Origin of the sequence: Streptomyces subrutilus, from assembly GCF_001746425.1 — a bacterium.
GTDB lineage: Bacteria > Actinomycetota > Actinomycetes > Streptomycetales > Streptomycetaceae > Streptomyces > Streptomyces subrutilus_A.
On record NZ_MEHK01000002.1, the window covers coordinates 1 to 20991 of the forward strand.

The 20991-nt window shown below is 67.7% G+C and carries 17 protein-coding genes and 3 pseudogenes; 7 read left to right on the forward strand and 13 right to left on the reverse strand.

Annotation, left to right across the window (positions count from 1 at the left end):
• Both BGK67_RS33330 and BGK67_RS40460 read right to left on the reverse strand, forming a co-directional pair.
• A pseudogene (locus tag BGK67_RS33330) lies at window positions 1–1623 on the reverse strand (FG-GAP-like repeat-containing protein); the annotation flags it as partial.
• A 178-nt stretch (window positions 1624–1801) separates the two neighbouring features.
• Window positions 1802–2005: pseudogene (locus BGK67_RS40460) on the reverse strand (nucleoside/nucleotide kinase family protein); the annotation flags it as partial.
• A 647-nt stretch (window positions 2006–2652) separates the two neighbouring features.
• Between BGK67_RS40460 and BGK67_RS39260 the strand changes: the two are divergent.
• The 3 genes from BGK67_RS39260 to BGK67_RS33350 all read left to right on the forward strand — a co-directional run bounded on the left by BGK67_RS39260 (window position 2653) and on the right by BGK67_RS33350 (window position 9758).
• Entirely contained in the window at window positions 2653–2802 is a 150-nt protein-coding gene (locus BGK67_RS39260; RefSeq protein WP_167739663.1) for a hypothetical protein, read from the forward strand.
• 473 nt (window positions 2803–3275) lie between these two features.
• Window positions 3276–9470, forward strand: coding sequence for a DNRLRE domain-containing protein (locus tag BGK67_RS33345; protein ID WP_079154720.1), 6195 nt, complete (start codon window positions 3276–3278; stop codon window positions 9468–9470).
• 93 nt (window positions 9471–9563) lie between these two features.
• Window positions 9564–9758: a hypothetical protein gene (locus BGK67_RS33350; protein ID WP_069924307.1), complete on the forward strand. Its 195-nt coding sequence runs from the start codon at window positions 9564–9566 to the stop codon at window positions 9756–9758.
• A 236-nt stretch (window positions 9759–9994) separates the two neighbouring features.
• On the opposite strand, the gene BGK67_RS33355 is transcribed toward BGK67_RS33350, so the two are convergent.
• A complete protein-coding gene (locus tag BGK67_RS33355; RefSeq protein WP_079154721.1) occupies window positions 9995–10945 on the reverse strand; it encodes a sporulation-delaying protein SdpB family protein in 951 nt (316 codons plus the stop codon).
• Window positions 10945–11223 (reverse strand): hypothetical protein, encoded by a 279-nt coding sequence (locus BGK67_RS39265; protein ID WP_167739664.1) that lies wholly within the window; start codon window positions 11221–11223, stop codon window positions 10945–10947. Before BGK67_RS39265 ends, BGK67_RS33355 begins: the two co-directional genes overlap by 1 nt.
• Window positions 11224–11280: 57 nt before the next feature.
• On the opposite strand from BGK67_RS39265, the gene BGK67_RS39270 reads away from it, so the two are divergent.
• Window positions 11281–11793, forward strand: coding sequence for a DUF4265 domain-containing protein (locus tag BGK67_RS39270; protein ID WP_167739665.1), 513 nt, complete (start codon window positions 11281–11283; stop codon window positions 11791–11793).
• A 249-nt stretch (window positions 11794–12042) separates the two neighbouring features.
• On the opposite strand, the gene BGK67_RS33360 is transcribed toward BGK67_RS39270, so the two are convergent.
• The 6 genes from BGK67_RS33360 to BGK67_RS33385 form a co-directional block, all read right to left on the reverse strand.
• Entirely contained in the window at window positions 12043–12270 is a 228-nt protein-coding gene (locus tag BGK67_RS33360) for a hypothetical protein (protein WP_069924308.1), read from the reverse strand.
• A gap of 442 nt (window positions 12271–12712) precedes the next feature.
• The gene (locus BGK67_RS40465; protein WP_244291536.1) at window positions 12713–12988 is read right to left on the reverse strand and encodes a hypothetical protein; all 276 of its coding nucleotides are present in this window, start codon (window positions 12986–12988) and stop codon (window positions 12713–12715) included.
• A 735-nt stretch (window positions 12989–13723) separates the two neighbouring features.
• Complete coding sequence (locus tag BGK67_RS33370; RefSeq protein ID WP_069924309.1) at window positions 13724–14794, reverse strand: hypothetical protein; 1071 nt, start codon at window positions 14792–14794, stop codon at window positions 13724–13726.
• 276 nt (window positions 14795–15070) lie between these two features.
• Complete coding sequence (locus tag BGK67_RS33375) at window positions 15071–15487, reverse strand: hypothetical protein (RefSeq protein ID WP_069924310.1); 417 nt, start codon at window positions 15485–15487, stop codon at window positions 15071–15073.
• A gap of 54 nt (window positions 15488–15541) precedes the next feature.
• Window positions 15542–15904, reverse strand: a complete 363-nt coding sequence (locus tag BGK67_RS33380; RefSeq protein ID WP_244291537.1) for a hypothetical protein — start codon at window positions 15902–15904, stop codon at window positions 15542–15544.
• A gap of 107 nt (window positions 15905–16011) precedes the next feature.
• The gene (locus tag BGK67_RS33385) at window positions 16012–16887 is read right to left on the reverse strand and encodes a glycosyltransferase family 2 protein (protein WP_208948858.1); all 876 of its coding nucleotides are present in this window, start codon (window positions 16885–16887) and stop codon (window positions 16012–16014) included.
• Between the two features lie 86 nt (window positions 16888–16973).
• On the opposite strand from BGK67_RS33385, the gene BGK67_RS33390 reads away from it, so the two are divergent.
• Window positions 16974–17666 (forward strand): LbetaH domain-containing protein, encoded by a 693-nt coding sequence (locus BGK67_RS33390; protein ID WP_069924312.1) that lies wholly within the window; start codon window positions 16974–16976, stop codon window positions 17664–17666.
• A 449-nt stretch (window positions 17667–18115) separates the two neighbouring features.
• On the opposite strand, the gene BGK67_RS33395 is transcribed toward BGK67_RS33390, so the two are convergent.
• The 3 genes and pseudogenes from BGK67_RS33395 to BGK67_RS33400 form a co-directional block, all read right to left on the reverse strand.
• Complete coding sequence (locus tag BGK67_RS33395; protein ID WP_244291538.1) at window positions 18116–18832, reverse strand: helix-turn-helix transcriptional regulator; 717 nt, start codon at window positions 18830–18832, stop codon at window positions 18116–18118.
• Window positions 18833–18858: 26 nt separating this feature from the next.
• Window positions 18859–19051 (reverse strand): annotated as a pseudogene (locus BGK67_RS41055) (Tn3 family transposase); the annotation flags it as partial.
• Window positions 19052–19119: 68 nt separating this feature from the next.
• Complete coding sequence (locus BGK67_RS33400; protein ID WP_244291539.1) at window positions 19120–20043, reverse strand: helix-turn-helix domain-containing protein; 924 nt, start codon at window positions 20041–20043, stop codon at window positions 19120–19122.
• Window positions 20044–20400: 357 nt separating this feature from the next.
• On the opposite strand from BGK67_RS33400, the gene BGK67_RS33405 reads away from it, so the two are divergent.
• On the forward strand, window positions 20401–20595 hold the full coding sequence (locus BGK67_RS33405; RefSeq protein ID WP_069924314.1) for a hypothetical protein: 195 nt from the start codon (window positions 20401–20403) through the stop codon (window positions 20593–20595).
• 169 nt (window positions 20596–20764) lie between these two features.
• Entirely contained in the window at window positions 20765–20950 is a 186-nt protein-coding gene (locus tag BGK67_RS38435) for a hypothetical protein (protein ID WP_141754136.1), read from the forward strand.
• Window positions 20951–20991: the final 41 nt, after the last annotated feature.

Sequence of the window (20991 nt, forward strand, 5' to 3'; positions counted from 1 at the left end):
GAGCGAAGAACGTGTAGAACGACCAGTCGTCGCCCCCGCCCGCGCGGTGTAGAGCGCGGCGACGTCGTCCCGCCCATCGCCGTTGTAGTCACCACTGGTGAGACGCATGTTGCTGTAATAGCCCCAGTCGGAGTTGGCCTTCCAGGACTTCACGCCCGGGAAGTAGCGGCCGTCGGGCTTGCCGACGAACGTCTCGAAGGAGAACGACTTCTTGCCCTCGGCGTCGAGGCCGTTGTCGTTGAGGGTGACGATGTCGAGTACGCGGTCGCCGTTGAAGTCGCCCTTGACGGACTTACGGGAGAGCGCGGCCGGGCTCTTGAAGTTGGAGTGCTTGGGGGTGCGGAACGTGTTGTACGTAGTCGCCCCGAAAGTGAACGGCTGGATCATGCCCTTGTCGTCGACGCCGCTGTACTCGTACAGGAACGGGATGTCTGTCCGATTGTTGAGGGTCAGATCGTTCTGCTCGCGCAGCCAGTCCCAGTTGGCCTTGAACTCGAGGTAGATCCGCGGATCGGTGATGCGCAGCGCCGACTCGTCGGCGACCCCAACGGCCGTGTTGTTGAAGTTGTCGGAGCCGGTGTGCACGACACGGTGTTCACCGTTGGCGTCGTCCCAGGACAGAAGTACGTACTTGGAGTGCAGTCCGCCCGAGATTCCGTTGAGCTGGTTCGTTGTGACCGTCCACAGCTGGACGTCCCGGTCCGGGTGCGCCGCGTTCGGTTCCAGGGCCACCGCCTTCGCCGAGGTGCCGGCCGTCACGATCCGGAACTTGCACCGCTTGCCGTTGTCGCCGACCTCGTCGACCTTGGCGAGGAGTGCGGTGTCGACCTCGTTGCGACCGCCCCACGAGGCCATCGCGATGTGGACCTCCGGGCCGGTGGAGCAGTCGAGCGCGTTGATACTCCTGGCGACCGGGTCGTTGAGCACGCCGTTGTCGCCCCTGACCTTCCGCGGGTAGCGCCACGCCGCGACCGTGCCCCCATGGCCGCTGAAGTCGCCGGTCCCGGCGGTGTCGACCTCCGGCCAGAGGCTGTTAGCCCCGCCCGCGAGCTCCTTCGCGCGCATGGTGTTCCAGGTGTGCTCATACCCCTGGTAGATCTGCGCGTCGCCCGAGCTGATGACCATGTTGTCCGCGAGCCCGGGAGTGCTGCCACCTAGGTTGTGCGAGGACTGGACCACGACGTTCGTTGTCGTTGTCTTCGTCTGGCCGTCGTACACCTCGCTGAACAGCCAGAACTTGTCGTGATTGATTTCCTGGGTCTGCATGCAGCCCCGATTGCAGAGGACCACGCGCGGCTTGCCGTCCGGGGCGTTGCCGAGAGCCTGCGCCAGGCGGGCGGCCTCCGGGACGATGGTCGTTACCGGGGGGATCGGCTCCGTCGAGGAGCCGTCGCACTTGGACCTGAACTCGCCCCACGGGCAGCGCTCGCTCAGGACCCGCACATCGACGTTCCTGTCGTTGGCGGCGGTGATGAGCGCGTTGTTGACGTCCTTGTCCTCCATCTCGTACAAGGACACCCGGATGCTGGTCGTCGAGGTCGCCTGGCCGATCAGCTTCAGGAGCCGGTCCTCGATGGCCCGGTCATGGCCGGCGGTGCCTCGCGGAGTCGGCTTGTTGAACACCACCTCCAGCGACGGCGCGGTCTCCGCCGCCGCCGACGGCGCCGATATCGACACGACAGCCGCTGTCATGGCGCTCAGCGCCAGCGCGGCAAGTCTTCTGATTCTCAAGATCCACCTCAGTGCCGTTAACGTCTGCGGCTCGCCGGAGCCCGGCGGGCCGCAGAATCTTGACGGAACGTTACGACACGGCGATGACAAGGTGAGCGCGGTCCCGGCTGAGGGCGTCCAACCGGGCGTTCGCCTCGTCGGATTCGCCGACCCAGCGTTCGGCCCCGGCCGGCCCGGCCCGGTCTTTGCCGAAGCGGACGTGCCGCTCGACGAGCCGGGGGACGCGGCGGCGGTCTTCGAGGTCCAGGTACCAGGCCTCGTCCGACCGACCGCGCCACCCGTCTCACCACGCTAGCCAGACCGTCCACGCGTCGCGGGGACAGGATGGCGATGTTCCCCTGGGGCGGAATCCGCACATGCTAGAGCGGTCCCTGTCCGGTTCCTGTGGGAGCCGCCGGTTCAGGTGCCTGGCGGCCTGTCCCGGGGCAGGGAACAGTCGGGTCGAGCAGGCATATCAGTGTGCGTACGCCCCTTCCACGCGTGGATAGAGCCACGCAGGGGTACCGGCGTGCCGTCGGGCACTGCGGTGGTGACCGGTGGCAGCGGTACGGCGTCGTCCCCAGCATGAAGATGGATGACGAAGCCTGCCTCGGCGTGCTCCTGGACGCTGTCACCGACACCCGCTTCAAGCTCCTCACCGGCGACGAAGCCAGGGCGGTCATGATGCTGCTCGGCGCACTCGCAATGAGCATTCCGGCGGTTACGGCGTCGTTCGCCAGAACCAACCGCGTTACGGTCGGCCGGACGTGGTGGTCAGCCGGCGCGAGTAGTGCACCCGCGGTTGCGTCTCGCGGTTTGGCGCCTACGGTCCCATTCCTGGCGTGCATTGCCCCAGGCCCAGGGTCTCCCCTGGGCCTAGCGTTGTCTGACGCGGCCGAGTGCTTCGACACGCCTTTTCGCAGATAGTCACGTAGGAGAGTTTTGAAGACCATCCGCCAGAAGAACGACAACCCCACTGACACGGCCGCGAACTACCGACGCTACAGCGGCCTGACCGACCTCAAACACCGCCCCGTATACGACGCCGTGTACGTGGGACTCGGCGGTGACATCGTTACGCCCGGAAGCTGAAGGAGCCTTACCCAAGAGGCGGGTGAAGTAGGCGGTCGGTCCATGTGCTGATGCGACGTGTGCGCCGACCGACTCACTCCGCCCGGCGGCACTGTGGCGTAACAGACGGCTCCCTGAGCAGCACAAAGGGCCTCGCTCGCGGACGCGTCCCGGGTTCCGGGGTCCGGTTTCCTCGATCCGCTTGGTGGCGTCCGCGACGATCCGAAGGCGTCTACCAGACGGTACGTCAATGTTGCGTAACGGTTCATTGACGGACTGTATCCATGCGGGGCTTTTGGTCGGATTCACCATCTTGATCGAAAGCCTACATTCCGTTTCATGCGTGCATGCTGCACGTGTGTCTGATCATTTGACATAGGTCTCCTGGGGGACTCTTGCAATCCCGTTTTAGAGGCGTGCCCTCGTGGTACGCCCGTTCCAGGTCCAGCGGTCGGGGCGGTATGCGCACTGTCGCAAGCAGCCTGGCCGTAGTGATGTCCGTATCGATGCTGTACGGGGCCGAGGCTGCTATCGCCGCACCGCAGGCACCCAAGCCCGAACAGCCGAAGCCGGCAGCAGCCACCGAGGCCGCCAACATTCCCTCTGCTCGCGTGGCGGCCCGGCTGTCGGGCACGCGTGTGGAGGCCCTCTCGGAGCGGACCGAGTCGTCCACCACGTGGGTGAACCAGGATGGTTCCCTCACGACCGAGATGTCCGCCGGACCTGTGCGGTTCAAGGACCCGGCCACGGGTTCGTGGCGTGACGTGGACGTCGCGCTCGCCCAGGCTCCCGACGGTTCTGTGGCCTCCAAGGCACACCCGCGGGGCCTGAAGCTGGCGGGGAGGTCCGGTACGAAGGCCCTGTCGCTGAAGGCCGCTCAGGAGGCACCGGCGACGGATCTCGTCACGCTTGGCTCGGGCGACGAAGCGATCACGCTGCAGTGGCGTGGTGGGCTGCCGGCACCGAAGCTGGATGGCACGCGGGCCGTCTATGAGAGTGCCGTTCCTGGCGCGGACGTGGTGGTCGAGGCCACACGTACCGGCTTCGAGCAGTTCGTCGAGGTCAAGGCCAAGCCCGAGGCGGGCTTCGGTTACACGCTGCCGCTGAAGACCAAGGGTCTCAAGGTCGAGCAGCAGCCCGACGGAAGCGTGCTCTTCACGGACAAGAAGTCCAACAAGACCGCGACCATGCCGGCCCCGGTCATGTGGGACGCGACTGTCGACCCGGTCTCCGGTGAGCACATCCGGCGTGCCAAAGTCGGCATGAAGGTCGTTAAGACCAAGCAGGGCGTGGACCTGGTCATCAGCCCTGACGCCGCCTTTCTCGCGGATCCGGCAACGAAGTACCCGGTGACCGTCGACCCGTCGACGTCGACGTTGGGCAACCTCTTCGACACCTACGTCCAGCAGGGCGAGACCGTCGACTGGTCCAACGACACCGAGCTGGACCTGGGCAACCCGGGCACGAAGAACGCCGACGGCACCTGGCGCACCGCGCGTTCCTTCGTCACCTGGAACACCGCCCCGGTCGCCGACGCGCTCATCTCGGACGCGAAGCTGTCGCTGTGGAACTTCCACTCCGGCAACACTGACTGCACCGCCCAGCCCTGGGAGGTGTGGACCGCCAACAATGCCTCCACCGCTTCCCGCTGGACGAACCAGCCGGCCATGGTCACCAAGATGGCCACCTCCACTGAGACCAAGGGCAACCCTGGCTGCGGCTCCCAGCCCGACGGCTGGATCAATGCGAACGTCACGAGCCTGGTCCAGCACTGGTCCAACAACAAGTGGGCGCACTCGGGCATGGGCCTGCGGGCCACGGACGAGACCAACATCAAGCAGTGGAAGCGGGTCAACTCCGCCAACGCCGCCTCCAACGTGCCCAAGCTGACGGTGACCTACAACTACCGACCGCGGACGGGCACCAAGCAGGAGGCCGGACCGCCGTTCTTCTCCTACGGCGGCGCCTACACGGTCAACACGGTGACCCCGATCCTGCGTGACACGTTCGTCGACACCAACGGCGACAAAATTCAGGGCGCGTACCAGATATTCGACGCCGTCACCGACACGCAGGTCGGCGACGTGCTTCGCTCCGCGTTCGTGCCGTCCGGCCAGGCCGCCCCGGTGACCGTCCCTGCCGGGGTTCTCACCAACGGCAAGACGTACAAGTTCCGCTCCTCCCCGTACGACGGCACCCACTACAACCTGGGCTGGTCGGCGTGGAAGACCTTCACGGTCGACACCACCGCCCCGTCGGCTCCCACCGGGCTCGCCTCGACGGACTACCCCTCGAACGCCTGGATCAAGGGCGCGGGCCAGGCGGGCACCTTCACGGTGCCTCCGCCCGCCTCTGACCACAACTGGCTTGAATGGTCCATCGACGGGGTCACCTGGACCAAGGTCGTCACCGGTGGCGCCGCAGGTGCCAAGTCGATTTCGGTCACTCCGCCGAAGAACGGCACGCACACCCTTTCGGTGCGGACGGTGGACAAGGCGGACAACAAGTCCGAGACGGCCGACTACACCTTCCACGCCGGACCCGGCGGGTTCGTCCAGCCCTCTGAGGGCACGCGCACCGTCAGCCGTGTCCCGCTGGTCGCGGAGGCTGACGGCAGCAAGTACGACAAGGTGTCATTCTCCTGGCGCCGCTCCGCGGCGGACGCATGGGTGCAGATCCCGGCCGGTCATGTGACGGCCGGCGGTACTCCGCTGTCCGCATGGCCCGCCCCGATGACGAACGGCAAGAACGCCGGTCTTGTCTGGAACGCCACGGATACGGTCAGCCCGGATGGAACCGTTCAGATCAAGGCCGACTTCACCGGCACCGGTGTCACGGGCTCGACCGACCCCGTGACCGTCGTCGTGGACCGCAACGCGGACGGAGCCACCACCACCGAGATCGGTCCCGGTACGGCGAACCTGCTGACTGGTGACTTCCGGATCGCGGGAACCGAGGAGACCTTCTTCGGCGTGGGCGCCACCCGAAACGCCTCCTCCCGCCGCCCCGGCGCGGGCTCGGCCGACAAGGGCCAGGTCGCGATCTTCGGTGACGAGTGGGTGTCGGGAGCGGTCGCCGAGACCAGCCAGACCGGTTTCACGCACATCCGCAAGACCTCCAACACCTCCCTCGACGTGGTCATGGAGGACGGCACAGCGGTGCACTTCACCGCCAAGACCACCGCGGCCACCACGTGGGAGCCCGAGCCGGGCGCCGAGATCTGGACGCTGACCGGTTCCTTCGCGACGAAGTTCGACCTCCTTGGTGCCGACGGCACCGCGACCGAATTCGGCAAGGTCGACCCTGCCGCGGAGAGCTGGCAGGTGACCTCGTCTGGGAAGTCCGGAGCCGCTGACACCACCACCGAGGTGGTATCCGAGGCCGTCACCGTCGACGGCAAGGTCCTGGCCCGCCCCAGGCTGCTGATCGCCCCGGGTAACACCGTTCCGGCCGAGACGTGCGCCACCACCCCGTCGACCAAGGGCTGCCGCCTCCTGGAGTTCGTCTACCCGACGACCACCACCGCGACCAGCATGGCCTTCGGCGACTTCAAGGGTCAGCTCCGGCAGGTCCGGCTGTGGGCGACCGCGCCGGGCGGTTCCGCTTCCGTCTCCACGGTCGTCTCCGAGTACACCTACGACGACGCCGGCCGTCTGCGGCAGGCCTGGGACCCGCGGATCACTCCCGCCCTGAAGACCGAGTACAGCTACGACGCGGCGGGCCGCGTCACTGGGCTGACTCCGCCCGGTGAGCTCCCCTGGAGCTTCACCTACGGCAACGCCGGCGGCCCCGCCGCCGGGGACGGGATGCTCCTCAAGGCGACCCGTGCCACCCTGCAGCAGGGCAGCCAGACGGTGACGGACGGTCAGGCTTCCACTTCCCTCGTCTACAACGTGCCCCTGACCGGCGCGACCGCCCCCAAGGGCATGGGCGCCGGCGATGTCGCGGCATGGGGCCAGATCGACGCCCCCACCGATGCCACCGCCGTGTTCCCCGCCGACAGCGTGCCTGCGTCCCACACCGGCACCGCGCTGAGCGCGGGCTCCTACGCCCGTGCGACCGTGCGCTACCTCAACGCGTCGGGCCGTGAGGTCAACACCCGCGACGAGGCCGGCAGCATCGACACCACCGAGTTCGACCGGTTCGGCAACGCCGTCCGCCGCCTGTCCGCCGCCAACCGCGCACTCGCGCTGGGCGCGACGCAGGCGGAGAAGGACCGGCTGACCGCCCTGGGCATCTCCGCTCTTGGCACGGCCGAACGAGCCGAGCTTTTGTCGGACCGCTCGGTTTACAGCAGCGACGGCACCCGCACCCTGGAAACGCTTTCCTTCCTGCGGGAGGCCACGCTCGAGAAGGCCGTGACGGAAGGCACCACCACCGTTGCCGCCGGCACCACCGTTGCCGTCCGCCCCTGGACGGTGAACACCTACGACGAGGGCCGTCCCACCAACGGCACAGCCGTCATCCGCAACCAGGTGACCAGCATCGTCAAGTCGGCCCAGCTGCGCGACATGCCCACCAAGCAGGCAGACGCCCGCCTGACCAAGAACGTCTACGACTGGGTCAAGGGCGTCGGAACCTCCTCGATCGAGGACCCCAACGGTCTCGCCATCACGCAGAGCACCGAGTTCGACAGTCGCGGCCGCGCCGTCAAGACGCTGCTTCCCGGCTCCACCGGGACCGACGCCGCCGCTGTCACGACCGAGTACTACACCTCGGGTGGCACCGGAGCCTGCGCGAACCGGCCGGAATGGGTGGACCAGATCTGCCGCACGGCGCCGGCAGGTGCCATCACCGGCGGCGGCGCGAACCCGACCGGGCTGCCCACGAAGACCTTCGAGTACAACCTCTTCGGTTCCATCACGAAGATCACTGAGGTCTCCAACGGCACCACCCGCACCACCACGAGCACCTACGACACCGCGGGCCGGCTGACCAACGTCGCCATGACCGGCGGTCTTGGCACACAGGCACCCGTGTCGACCACGGAACACGACCCGGCAACGGGCCGAGTTTCCAAGATCACGTCCACTACTGCCGGGACCATCACCAAGGCGTACGACAAGCTCGGCCGCCTGGTCTCCTACACCGACGCAGACGGTGGCACGACCAGCACCGAATACGACAAGCTCGACCGTCCGGTCAAGGTCACCGACTCGGCACCCTCCACGGTGACGTTCGCCTACGACCACGCCAAGGAACCGCGCGGTCTGGCCACCTCGATGGCCGACTCGGTCGCCGGAACCGTCACCGCCGACTACGACGTCGACGGGGCCGTGGTCAAGGAGACCCTGCCCGGCGGCTACACCATGCGCCAGAACCTGGGCTCGCCCGGTCTGCCGCAGCAGCGCACCTACACCCGTGATTCCGACGGGACGGTGGTCCTGACGGACGCCGTCACCGAGTCGGTGCACGGCCAGCGTCTGACCCACACCGGTGGCGCGGGCCAGACGGAGAACCAGGACTACACCTACGACGCGATCGGGCGTCTGACCAAGGTCGCCGACACCTACGCCGACGTGTGCACCCAGCGCACCTACGGCTTCGACAAGCGCTCCAACCGGACCTCGCTCAACACGGTGTCCGGAGCGCCCGGAGCGGACTGCCCGACCACGGGCGGGACGACGACCACCTCGGCCTTCGACACAGCCGACCGCATCGTCGACGCCGGCTACATCTACGACAAGTTCGGCCGCACCACCGCCATGCCCGGCGGAACGGCCCTGACCTACTACAACAACGACTTCGTCGAACAGCAGACCTCCGGCAACACCCGCCAGACCTGGGCTCTGGACCCCGCCCAGCGGATCCGGAGCTTCAAGACCGAGTCCAACGCCTCGGGCACCTGGACGCAGACCGGGGCCAAGACCAACCACTTCGCAGGTGACTCCGACAGCCCCCGGTGGATCGTCGAGAACACCTCCGGCGCGGTGAGCCGCATGGTGCAGAGCCTCGCCGGCAGCCTCGCCGCGACCACCACGGGCTCCGGCGACGTGATCCTGCAGATGTCCAACCTGCACGGCGACGTAGCCCTGGCACTGCCCCTGGACGTGACCAAGGCCCCCACAGCGCTGAGCGCCGACGAATACGGCAAGGTCCGCGAGGACGTCGCCGCGACGCGTTACAACTGGCTGGGATCTGCCCAGCGGTCCTCCGAAGCCCTCGGCGGCCTGATGCTGATGGGCGCCCGGGTCTACAACCCCGCCTCCGGCCGCTTCCTGCAGGTGGACCCCGTCCCCGGCGGAAGCCGTAACGCCTACGAGTACGTGGGCGCCGACCCGGCCAACGCCTTCGACCTCGACGGACGCTGGTCCTGGAGCCGCACCTGGTACCGCTCCTGGGGCAAGCTCGTCGCCCAGGTCTACATCCCCGGCTGGGGCAAGAGCCAGGGATACGTAGTGGCCACCGGGTACTTCAACAAGCGCTGGACCTGGCGCGTCAAGGAGTACTCGCACTACGCGTGGGGAACCGCCACCCTGCTCTCCGCGGGCATCCCCTACGTGGGCTGGATCATCGCCCTCGCCATCGGCGGATACGGCGCTTGGATCCAGTACACGGCGCACAACGCCATCAACCGCGGCAACCGCTGCCTGGCGATTTCCGCCGGAGCCACCGTGTGGTTCCACCGGTACTGGAAGTATGTACAGGGATATTCCACGTACGCCTACCCCTGGCAGTACCGCTGCTGACAGACCCTGACGGCCATCCATAGGCCTGCTTCACCGCCGCCTCCCCCATCGTGGGGGGGCGGCGGTTCACCACCCACCCAGCAAAAAGGACACATGGTGAAGTACGACAAGCGATCCGCACTGGCACTCTTCGTCGTGGGGGCGGTCTGCGGCCTGGTGGCACTCGTCATAGCAGTCAAGGACGGGCGGGGATCGAACACCGCTTTCCTTGAAGCAGCCGCCTTCTTCTTCTGTGCGGCCTGGATCATCGAGCGCTTGCAAAACAGGGCGCGGGACCGGCGCGGATAACATGCGGCAGCGGTGGCGGCGCAGGGCCCACGGCCCTGCGCCGCCACTGTCATTTCCACGACCGCATTTCACGATCACTGGACCTCCGCCTTGCAACCGCGAGACTCGGCGCCGGCCCTCACACGCCGGCGTCTGCTGTTCTGTTGCGCTGCGCACCCAAGCCACTCGAACACCAGAGACTCGACGTACGACCCGTCACTGCCAGCCCCCATTGGGACTCAACCGGCACATTGCGGTCAGCTGTGTACCGGCTGCTCAGCTTCGTTGTGTGCCGGGACCGTAGGTTCGGGGCAACTGGTTGCACGTTTCTGCCTCCGCCGGGGAAGTGCCAGACGCGGATCGTGTCCGTAGGGGGTCAAGAGGAGCAGCAGCCCGGCCCACATGGCGAAGGCGAAGCTCCACAAGCCCATCACGACCGCGATGCCGAGGTGGAACAGCACACCGACGGGCAGGAGCATCCACCGAACCCTCTGGGGCAGCAAGAGTGCCGCGGCCAGGACGATTTCCAGGACCAGCGGACTCCAGGTCAGGGCTGCGACACCGACAGGGTTCTCCGCTACGGCGTTCAGAGCCGGACGCAGCCAGCCGGGTGCTCCAAAGGCGTGGTTGTTGATCCAGTAGTACAGGGCGCTTCCGTCGGCCCACTCGGCGTGCGGGAGCTTGGCCACACAGGACTGGAAGTAGAGGACGGACATCTGGATTCGGGCCAGGGTGATCGCACTGACACCGATCAGAGCCCAGGTTCGGCGGCTGGCGGTTTCGTCAGGCCGGGGCTGGGGCTGCCAGTGCCAGCGGCGGGGGTCGCCCACGGCGACGAGCACAAGGAGCAGGGTGAGGATCCAGGTGATCTGGTCGCCGCCGTCCGGGATGGAGATTCCAGTGAACACGCTGAAGGCGACATATGCGTGGGGTATGGCGGTGTACCGGGGCCGCCAGCCGCTCGCCGCAATGACCAGGACGAGGCAGCAGGCCCACCGCATGGCTTCGAAGTGGTCGGGGGAGACCAGGCAGAAAGCGCCCGCCCCGGTGACTCCCCGGCACAGCGGGTACTGCCCGACGGTGGCGACTTCCCGGAACAGGCTCGCGCTGTCGCTGAAGGCGAGGGTGCCCAGGGTGCCGAGGGCCAGGAGGGTACGGGCCAGGCCGTAGCCTGCCGCCCATGGCAGGGCGATGGTGCGTCGGCGCATCAGCAGGCCACCTCCAGCACCATGACGCGTTCGGTGGAGTGGGATTCCGGCACGAGGTCGCGCCACGCGTAGGGGGTGGGGCGTTCCTGCAGCAGACCGACGGTTCCGCACAGCGTTGGGTTGGGAGAGCCGTCGCGTACCTGACGCGCCGGGGCGCCGGAGTTTGCCAGGCAGGTCTCGCTGCTGTCGGTGCAGTCGCGCCAGTCGTCCGCAGTGGCCGCCTCCGTGGTGGCCGGCTCATATGCAGGCGACAGTGGCAGTTCCCAGATCCATTCCATAGATCGATTGCGGCGGGCTGCGTCACAGCCCGCCGCAAATTCATTTCAGGATCAACAATGGAGGACACCTTGCAGGTTACGATTGACGGAGTTACCTACGTCAGCCATGAGGACCCAGCATGGAGGCGCGAGAAGAATTACATGGTCACGGTCGACCTGGCTCCGTTCGACCTTGCAGGGATGCGGGAGCAGCTGTGGCTTCGGGAAATCGAAGAAGGCGGCAGCTACGAGGTTTGCTGCATCCCCTTTTACGCCTACGGTCTCGCACTTGGCGACGTGGTATCCAAGAGTGGAACAGACGCTGTTGAGAGTGTGATCAGCAAGTCGGGTCGCCGTGTCCTACGCGTGTTCTTTACAGATCCTCGACCTCGGACAGACAGTCGATCTGAGCTGCGTAACGTTGTAAATTCCACTGGGCTTCTGAGCGAATGGAACGGTGATCGCCATGTGGCTATCGACGTCCCGGACATTGCACAGATGCAGCCGGTCTTCGATTCCGTCCACAGGGAGATTCAGAATAGAACGGCTTTTTGGGAATGGAGTGACGCCAAGGATTGCAGTTCTGCCTGAGATTAGATTTATACCGTGCTATAGATACTGACCCGCGGCAGATATTGATCCGAAACGATTCATTTCTGATTCGTTTCCGTGGTGTATATAATCGGCTTCTCGGCTTGCATGCATGGGGAACTCCATGGGCCTCCCCCCCCCGGATGCCCATCAGGGCGTTAGCGCGTCAGCAAAGCCACCAGTAGCCCCGGTCGAATAGACGGCGGGGGCTGCTGGGCTGTTAACGACAACCTCAGCGGAGGATGTGTATCAGTACTGGGTGTAGACATCCTGCACCGTCAGGTACTGGCCGAACTTCAGGCCCGTCAGCCTGAAGTAATACGTCGCCGCTGCCTTGTCGCCCCAGTAGACGTAGTTGCAGGTATTCGTCCGGGCCCCCTGCGACTCGTCCGGGCCGAAAACGTCCTTGTACAGCGTCAGCGAGGCGCTGCTGAAGCCACTGCCACTGTCGGTGCTGCAGCCTCCGAAGCCGACCAAAGTCGAAACACCATCGGAGTTGCGGTCGTCCCAGCGGCGTGATTTACCGCCTACCAGCCACCCGCCGATGTTGGAGCTCCAGCTTCTTGCTATCCGGCCCCCACCCCCCTACCCCGGCCGCACCCACCCCGGCCATGGCCGACGTCCTGAACGACCGGGGCAGCCGTGAACCGCGGGCCCGCAGGGTCGTCACGTGGGATCGGACAGCAGCGCGTCGAGGACCCTACGGAGACCTCCACCAGTACGCCCACTCCGCCCACCTCTCGGTGCGCTGGAACCACCTCCTCGCCCTTGAAGCCCATCTTCCCCCGCCGCACTTCACCCCGGACGGGCTGCTGACCGGCGCGGCCACCATCGCCCGCCGCCACCGCCAAGCGCTCAATCCGCCCGCCCAGGTCACGCGTTCAGCAACCCTCCGAACAGCGCAAAGGCGGCCGGAGCATCAGCTGTAGAAGATGAGCTGGCTGAAGCACGCCAGCAGGGCACGGGCCGCCTTCGGGGACAGTCCTAGGCCAGGTGGGACGGCCTGTGCGTCGGTGGTGTCTTGGCCGGTGCCCCGGGCCTCCCAGAAGCCGACCTCCTCGGCGGTCATCTCCAGGTGGCGAGGCGTGCGCACCACCGCAAGCGGCGGGGACTTCGCGAGCCTGGCCACCTCCTTCTCCAGCCGGGCCAGCAGGTCGGTGACCACTTCCGGCAGCGGGATTGTGCGGTCCTCCACAGCGGTGGTGTGGCCGTCCCAGTCCCGCTGACACATATCCGCCTGCCCGGCACCGATCTCCCGTAGGGGCCGGCTCCAGCCGTCTCCCAGTTCAGGGCGTGGCGGGGGCCGGTTCAGCCGCAGGAGCAGACCACCCGCAGGGCGGCGGCCCGCAGGCCGCGACCGAAGCGGCCGTCGTAGACGTCCACTGCGCCACCCACTGCCCGCCGGGGCCGGAGCCGGCGTCGAAGAACACCGGATTTGGTGTGCGGCCGTCATCCAGCAGGACACCGACCCACGCCTCGCCGAACCGGGTACAGGCAGACCGCGGGATCCGGACACCGGCACGAGCCGGGCAAAGCGGTTGGCGCACCGCGGTGGCACACCTCCCGGGCGGCGGGCAGCGGGTCGGCGGAACCGCCGGTACGCGGTCCCGGTACGGCGCCGCGGGCAGCCGGAGCGGTCCCCGGCGGCCGCGGAGGTCTGGGCGACCGAAGCGGGCTGCGCAAGAACTGGGGGCGCAACTTGATCCCTGCGTGCGCGGGGAGCAGTGCTCGTCGGTGAGCTTGACGGCCGAATAGACGGGATCATCCCCGCGTGCGCGAGGAGCAGCCCGTCTCTGTGCGCTACCACGCCGCCTACTGCGGGTCATCCCCGCGTGCGCGGGAAGCAGCCTGCCTGGCCTGGGAGTTTGTGGGGGGCCAAGGTCCGATTCTTAACGCTTCCGCCGATTCCGGCAATGCCCCGTACTGCCCTTCATCCCGCTTGTCCGGCACCGTAGGTTCCCACGCCGCCCTCCCCGGCGGAAGGGCCAGCCGGAACAGCGGTGGGCGACAGTTCCGTCGGCAGAGTCGGTACCGGCAGCCAACGATTCAGTACGCGATGGCCCGCGCCGGCCATCAGGATGAGCAGAGCCCACGCGAGCGGTTCCGGAAGGTTCAGCAGGGACAGTACGTACCCGAACCCGGCCAGGCCGACGATGAACACGACGTATCCCAGGGCCTTCGCACCCGCCGATTCGTTCCGCAGCGGCGGGCCTTCCCAGCTCTCGTCCGCCGACAGGACCTCGGGGGCGACGAGGCGTGAGGCGCTTTCCGGAAGGTGGGTGGGGGCCACCGTACGCGTGAGGAGCGAGCCGATGACCGCGTACAGGGTGCCGAGCGCAGCCTGGTCGCCTTCGACCAGTCGGATCTTGGCCGCGTGAAAGTTCCGTACGACCTCGAGCGCCTCAGCTCGCAGCCTGGCCCGGTGGAGGGCATCGGTGCGCCGCGGCTCCAGATTCGCTTGCCTCCCGAGCGCCGCACACAGGTCGTCGACGGACGCGCAGATCGCCGAGACGCGGCTGCGACCCCGTAGTTCGACGCGCGAGGGTTCCGGTGGCAGGCACGCCTCCACGACCTGGACGGCCATGAAGGTGGTGTGTTCGAGCGGAAGGGAACGGGCTAGCATGCGCCGGTCCACGTCGGCGAGTACCAGCACTCCCCCGAACATGCCCCACACCAACACCATCCAGAGGTATCCGGCCCCGAACCGGCCGTTCAGCAGAACGAACAGGGCCGCGACCACTCCTAGGTAGGGGAAGAGCCAAAGCGTCAGGATGGACAGGATCGAGCAACGTCGGTCGTCCAGCCGTTGCCGCAGACGGTCGACGTCGGGTGCCTCACCGCCCGCTGGAATCTGCTCCCCCAACGCGCGCACGACGTGGGCAGCACGCTCGGCGGACGTCTTCAAGAGGCCTCTGCGCTGCGCGAACCGGAACACGGCACCGCCCGGCCGGCGGGCCCGCCCCGCCCACAGCGGAGCGACGAACGGCAGGGTGAGCGCCACGTAGAGGACGGTCCCCCATAAGAGGTGGTTGAAGATGCTCTACATGGGGGGATCATGCCGTCCCCCACTGACGTTCCGCGCCCCAGGCGCCTACCGGCCGTGCTGCCATCCCGGCACTGGACCGGCTTTCCGGACACAACCGCCGTGTGTGGAGTAGTCCGTAACGCGGACTCGCGCTCCAGCGAATATACTGAGGGCACCAAGTTACCCAGGCACGAAAGGCCCTCCACCGTGGTGGAGGGCCTTTCGCATGTTATGCCTGTTTTGCCGCCGCTCTCAGGCGACCTGGAGCTTCGGTCGGCCGGTCGCGGCCGGCGGTGCCTGGCGGTACGTCGGCAGCTTCAGGTTGGGCAAGTCCCCGGCCTGGATGCGGACGAGGGCCGCCCGGAAGGCCGCCTCCATGCTCTCGGGGCTCTCGTACTTCGCCGCGAGGGGATGGAGCCGGTAGGAGTTGCCGTTGCGTTCCTCGCTGCGCGGCCGCAGCACGATGTTCAGCTCGCACAGAGGCGCCATCAGGCCGCTGACGGCCTGCGGGGTGACCCCGTACTCGGCGGCCATGTCCTTCTGCCGGACGGACAGTCCTCCCCCGAAGTCGCTGCGGGAGACGAGGTACTGGAGGAACTTGACGGCAGACCCCGACAGCGGCAGGGCCCAGATGCGCTCCGCGATGATCGGAGACATGACGTTAGCCATGGAACAGCATCCTTCCTCGTGAGCGGGCGCCCGCGCAGGGGCATGGCAGAACTATCACCCGGTACGCCTCCTCGCGCGATAGCTCTCTTCCTCCACCGGACCGAGATCCAGCTCCTCCTGGTGCGCGCCTTCCGGACCCACCGCGTACGGGAAGACCTCGGTGTCGTGGTCGTGGCGGTCGGCGATCTCGGCCAGCACCTCGTGCTGGGCCGTGCTGTTGCCGTGGAACCACAGGCGCACGTTGATCTGGATCCGGCCGTTGCCGGCCTTCTCCACCCAGTTGTAGCCGCACAGCGCCTGGACGGCCCGGTTGACCGTGGACCGTGTGATCATCTTGCCGCCCTTCTGCGCTGCAATCTTGTTCAGGCCGTCCGTGATCTCCTGCTGGGTGTACTGCGTGATGCCGGTCCCGGGCACCTGTCCACCCGCGACGAAACAGGAAGACACACAGCTGGGACTTGGTGATGCTGTTGGCGACGGCCAGCTGGGCCAGCAGCTTGGCTGTCCAAGACGGCGCCGGCCGGCTAGATGACGGGCGGGCGGCCCAGGCGGGTCATCCGTACGACGGTCGACCACCGCATGGGCCGCCGGGGCCCGCCGCTGGTACGCACGCCCTCCGCGAACCCCGCCAGCCAGGACCGCAGGCCCGGGATCGAGCGGGTGCGGGCGACGGTCAGCAGGATCCACACGGCGAGGTAGGCCGGAACCAGAGGGGCGGGAAGGTGGCGCTTGGCCAGCCAGACCCGGTTGCGGGCGGTCATCCGGTAGTAGACCGCGTGCCGGGCTGGGGAGGTCTTGGGGTGCTGGAGCACCAGGGCGGGTTCGTAGAGGACGTCCCAGCCGGCGTCCAGCGCCCGCCATGCGAGGTCGGTTTCCTCGTGGGTGAAGAAGAACGCGTCCGGCCACCCGCCGGTCTGCTCCAGCATCCTCATCGACAGGGCGTGCCCGCCGCCGAGGAAGGTGGTGACCAGCCCTCGGCGCGTAGGATCCTTCGCCCTCAGACGCGGAATGTGGCGGCGTTGCGTCTCGCCCGTCTCGTCCGCGATGCGGAAGCTGACGATGCCCAGCCGGTCTTCGGCCTCGTAGAGGTCGGCGATCGTGCGGATCACGTCCGCGTCGGTCAGGAGGCCGTCGTCGTCCAGGTCCACGAGAACGTCGATGCCGCCGAGCTCGCGCAGCCTGTGCCAGGCGACGTTGCGGCCGCCGGACACCCCCAGGTTCTGCGACAGTTCCACCGCCACCGCCCCAGGCGGGAGGTCCGGCAGCGCACAGCCGTTGCCGACCACCACGACCGCCGCGGCCGGCTCGTCCTGCTTGGCCACCGACTCCAGCAGCGCCCTCAGGGCGGGCATCCGGTCCCCCATGGTCAGCACGGCCACACCCACCCGCGGTCGGCTCACAACCACTCCCCTGCTCCCGGCACCTGGTGAACGGCGAGCGTACCGCCGACCAACCCAAGTCCCGCAAAACGTGAAAGGACCCCGTCATGCTGCCGCTCTGGCTCGGCGACTACGTCAGTGCCCCGACCCGCGGCACGGTTGCCGCGACCGTGTACGGGAGCCTGGGCTCCTACGACCTCGCCGACTTCCTCGCCTGCTGGCCCCGCCTCCACCGGCAAGCCCTGGCCGCGCTCGGCAAGCACCGGATCCACCCGAGCGCGTTCATCCACCCGCAGGCGATCGTCGGGGACGACGTCATCATCGGCCCCGACGTGAAGGTGTGGGAGTTCTCCACCGTCCGCAAGGGCAGCGTCCTGTGTGCCGGCGCGCAGATCGGCTTCAACTGCGAGGTGACCGCCGCGTTCGTCGGCGAGGATACGGTCCTCGGCCACCGCATCGGCCTCAACCGCACGATCATCGGCCGCGAAGCGCACTTGTCCGCGCAGGTCACCATCGCCGCCATCAACATGGCCCCGGATATACGCACCCCGGACCGGGACGTCATCATCCGCACGGAGACCGGGATCTACCGGACCGGCACCCCGCACTTCGGCGCGGTCCTCGGCGACCACACCCAAACCGGCAACAGCATCAGCCTCGGCCCCGGCCTCGCCGTCGGCCGCCACTGCCGGATCAACAGCGGCGTCTCCCTCGCCATCCGGACCGTCCCCGACCACAGCACGGTCACCGCCCCCTACGCCACCCGGGCCCACATCCACCCACAGCGAGTCCGCGAGTGACGGCTCTGGCCGCCCGGGCGCCGGGGCGTAGTGCCTTCACTCAGCCCTCTCGGCAGCCTTCGCCTGGGACCGAACAGGTCGGCCTTGTCCTGGCGATCACGGAGCGCACGGACATCCACCAGCTCCGAGACCGCGGCTGGACCACCAGCGCCGTCGCGTGCCGTCTCGGGCGGGACCGCAGGCGGTGCGCCCTTACCTGGCCACCGACCTAGATCAGCTCCTGCGAACGTCGGCCCCACTGCCACATGAGCCGCTTCAACCCTTCCCGGCAGCGGGTGGTTCCTGCCGGGTTCATCCCCGCGTACGCGGGGATGAACCCGAGCAGAGCAGTCGTGTGGGCGTGCGTCGTGTACTCCCCGCACGCGGGGTGGCTCGGAGTCGAGCAGTGCCCCGAGTGTGCGGCGTGGGCCGTACCTGCGTTGCCTTGATCGGGAGTCGCACCGAACGATTCACCGTCCTGTGAAGGGATACGTGCACCCGGAGCTCGCGGGTGGTGGTCCCTGTGCCTCCAGTCTTGAGCGTTTCCGGGAGCTGACCCGGCGCCGGTCTGGTCCCGTGGCTGGCGCGGGGCGTGAGGGCGGCGCCGAACCCGGGGTCAGAGCCAGCCGCGGTGGGCTGCCTTGAGGTCCGGCTTCGAAGCGGCTGGTTGCTTCCAGACGTTCCATCAAGGTGGACATCCGGCGGCGTACGGTGCGCAGGGAGACGCCGAGCCGTTTGCCGGCGGCCTCGTCGGTTACGCCGGAGGCCAGCAGTTTGAGCAGTTCGCGCTCCTGCGCAGTGATGCCGTTCCCTGTTACCCGCTCACGGGTCGGGCCGAGGGGGACGGCCGTGTCCCAGGTCTGCTCGAAGAGGGTGACGAGCGAGGTCATGATGCCGGCTGATGTGGTGCACAGGGCCCCGAGGCGCGAGTTGGCCGGGTCGATCGGGACGACGGCGGTCGTGCGGTCGAAGACCAGCAGCCGCGGTGGGAGCAGGGGGCTGGTTCGTACCTCGCCTCCGTGCTTGGTGGTCCACTGCGCGTAGGCCAGGGTGGCGGGGTCGTTCCTTACGCTGTCCTGGTAGATGACGCGCATGTCGATGCCACGTCCGAGCGCCTCCTCGTCCAGGGGCCGGGAGGCGTCCAGACACCGCCCCGGTGGCTGCACCGCGTACTGCGACCGTGGCACTTTCGGCTACGCCCCGGCTGGAGGTGTCTCCTCGCTCCGGGGCAGCGCTGGCTGGCCCCGGCTGGTGCCGTGCGCACGGGGACGACGAACCGCAGCCCCGTCCACCGAGGCGAGGTGCCCGTCGCCCTATAGCTTCACGACGGGCACCTCGGCCTGGGTGGTGATCAGCGCGGCGTTCGCCGCGGCGATGGTGTCGGCACGCAGGTAGTACTGGTCGACCTATACAGCCGAGCCCTCCGACGCCGGCAGAGCGACCACTGAGCTCGCATGCACGTTCGCGCCCCGCCCTACAGCCATCCGCGCCTCGTGGCGTTCACCCCGGCCTGGAATCGGCTGACTGCCTCGAGTCTCTCCATCAGGTTGGACATCATGCGGCTGACGGTGCGCGGGGAGATGGAGAGCGTGCGCGCCGCGGCTTCGTCCGTGTCGCCGGCGGCGACGAGTGCCAGCAGCGCGCGCTCCGTGGGTGTGCAGCCGTTGGGGTCGGGGCGAGGGGCTTCGCCGAAAGGGGTGCCGGCGGACCAGCACTGCTCGAACAGCGCGCAGAGGGCGGTGACGATGCCAGGGCTGAGGATTTCGAGTGCGCCCGCGCGGGGGTTCTCCGGATCGACGGGGATGATGGAGACACGGCGGTCAACGATGATCATCTGGATGGGCACGGTGGGTATGGTGCGCATCTGACCGCCGTGTTCCGTCAGCCATCGGGCGTACGCCAGGGTGTCGGGGTCGTTGCGGAAGCTGTCGCGGCACACGGCCCGGATGACGACCCCGCGGCGCAGGGCTTCTTCGTTGAGCGGAGTGGCGGCGCTGCGGGCGTCCGGGCGGTGGGCCCCGCCGGGGTTCAGTGACAGGCATTCGAAGTGGGTGGCCCGCTGGAGCTGTTCCAGCCGGGTGCGGATCGCGTCGAGGCCTTCGAGTCGTGTGGCACTGTCGGACAGTCTCGTGCCGAGGTGGGCGGCGGCGATGGCCGCTATCTCCGCACGGGCGCTTTCCACTTGGGCTTGGCGTTCAGCGATCTCCGCCTCGGCGGAGGCCAGCAGCGTGGCCAGACCGACCTCGGGGCTGACCGGGCGGAGCCCGGCCCCGGTCTGCCCGGACGGCTTGAGCAGGGCGAGGGCGGCCAGCTCGTCGAGGGCGCCCCGTACCGCCTTCTCGTCCAGTCCGGTGTCCACCACCAGGTCGACCACGCCGTGGTCGGGTCTCTTGAGCATCGCCCGATAGACAGCTTCCGCGTGTGGAGACAGGCCTAGCCACTGCAGCATGAGATCCCCCCGATCCGAAGGCTTGATCCTAAAGGATCTCGGAGCGGATTCGATGGGCCCATTTTCGGCATTGCGGTGGTCGGGAGTGGTGTATTCCGCTGGCGGATCGGGTGCTTTGGAAGGCGTTTGCCCGCTACGCCTCAAGCCGGTCCGAGGTGGCGTCAAGGCGCCAGGCGGCTTGACGCCACTCGCCCTCTAGTGACACCGGATCAGGGGGAGGACAGGCTTGCTCCATCGAACACGGCACTCCCGGACCGGGGAGGTGTCACACATTCGCCCACCAGACTTCTTGGGGTTGAGTCCTTCATGTCGTACGCCGCACGCCTGCTCATGCCCGTCGCGGTCCTCGCCGCCTTCGGATCCGTTGCGATCGCGCTCGGCTTGTCGGAAGGGCGGCACACGACTGCGGGCGACGGATTCGGATGGAGCAGCACGCGCCAGGTGCTGGCGGGAGACGGCTACGGATGGAGCGCTCCGCGGGACGGTATCGCCCACCTGTAACTCCACTCCGCTTTCGATACCGAGCGAGCGAAAGCAAGCAATCCCACTGGAAGTCTCCATGTATATGATCACATTCCAGTTGATTGGCTCCTGTGGAACAGTCACAGCCCCGAGCGACGTCAGGGATTTCCTTACGGCCCACCTCGCTCCCGCGGACCGAATCGAGCACGTGACCGCAACGGCGGGTCTGGAGGCGGATCGCATCGATCTGGTCTTCTTCGCCCTCGCCGACTCGGAGGCCGAGGCCCTGCTCACCGCCCGCGGGGCGTGCCTGCGCGCCCTTGATCGAGCCCCCGAGCTCATCGCCTGGCGCCTTTTGGGCGACGCCGCCGGCGACGGACCGGGTAGCCGCTGAGCACTCCGGCCTTCCGCCTGGAGTGCCCTATTTTTCGACCA

Excerpts from the sequence above, each read along its gene's own strand:
- BGK67_RS33375 (WP_069924310.1), bottom strand. The coding sequence starts at position 15,487 with ATGGCTAACGTCATGTCTCCGATCATCGCGGAGCGCATCTGGGCCCTG.
- BGK67_RS33350 (WP_069924307.1), top strand. The coding sequence starts at position 9,564 with ATGGTGAAGTACGACAAGCGATCCGCACTGGCACTCTTCGTCGTGGGG.
- BGK67_RS39265 (WP_167739664.1), bottom strand. The coding sequence starts at position 11,223 with ATGGAATGGATCTGGGAACTGCCACTGTCGCCTGCATATGAGCCGGCC.
- BGK67_RS33400 (WP_244291539.1), bottom strand. The coding sequence starts at position 20,043 with ATGCTCAAGAGACCCGACCACGGCGTGGTCGACCTGGTGGTGGACACC.
- BGK67_RS33390 (WP_069924312.1), top strand. The coding sequence starts at position 16,974 with ATGCTGCCGCTCTGGCTCGGCGACTACGTCAGTGCCCCGACCCGCGGC.
- BGK67_RS33345 (WP_079154720.1), top strand. The coding sequence starts at position 3,276 with ATGTCCGTATCGATGCTGTACGGGGCCGAGGCTGCTATCGCCGCACCG.
- BGK67_RS33355 (WP_079154721.1), bottom strand. The coding sequence starts at position 10,945 with ATGCGCCGACGCACCATCGCCCTGCCATGGGCGGCAGGCTACGGCCTG.
- BGK67_RS39270 (WP_167739665.1), top strand. The coding sequence starts at position 11,281 with ATGGAGGACACCTTGCAGGTTACGATTGACGGAGTTACCTACGTCAGC.
- BGK67_RS33405 (WP_069924314.1), top strand. The coding sequence starts at position 20,401 with ATGTCGTACGCCGCACGCCTGCTCATGCCCGTCGCGGTCCTCGCCGCC.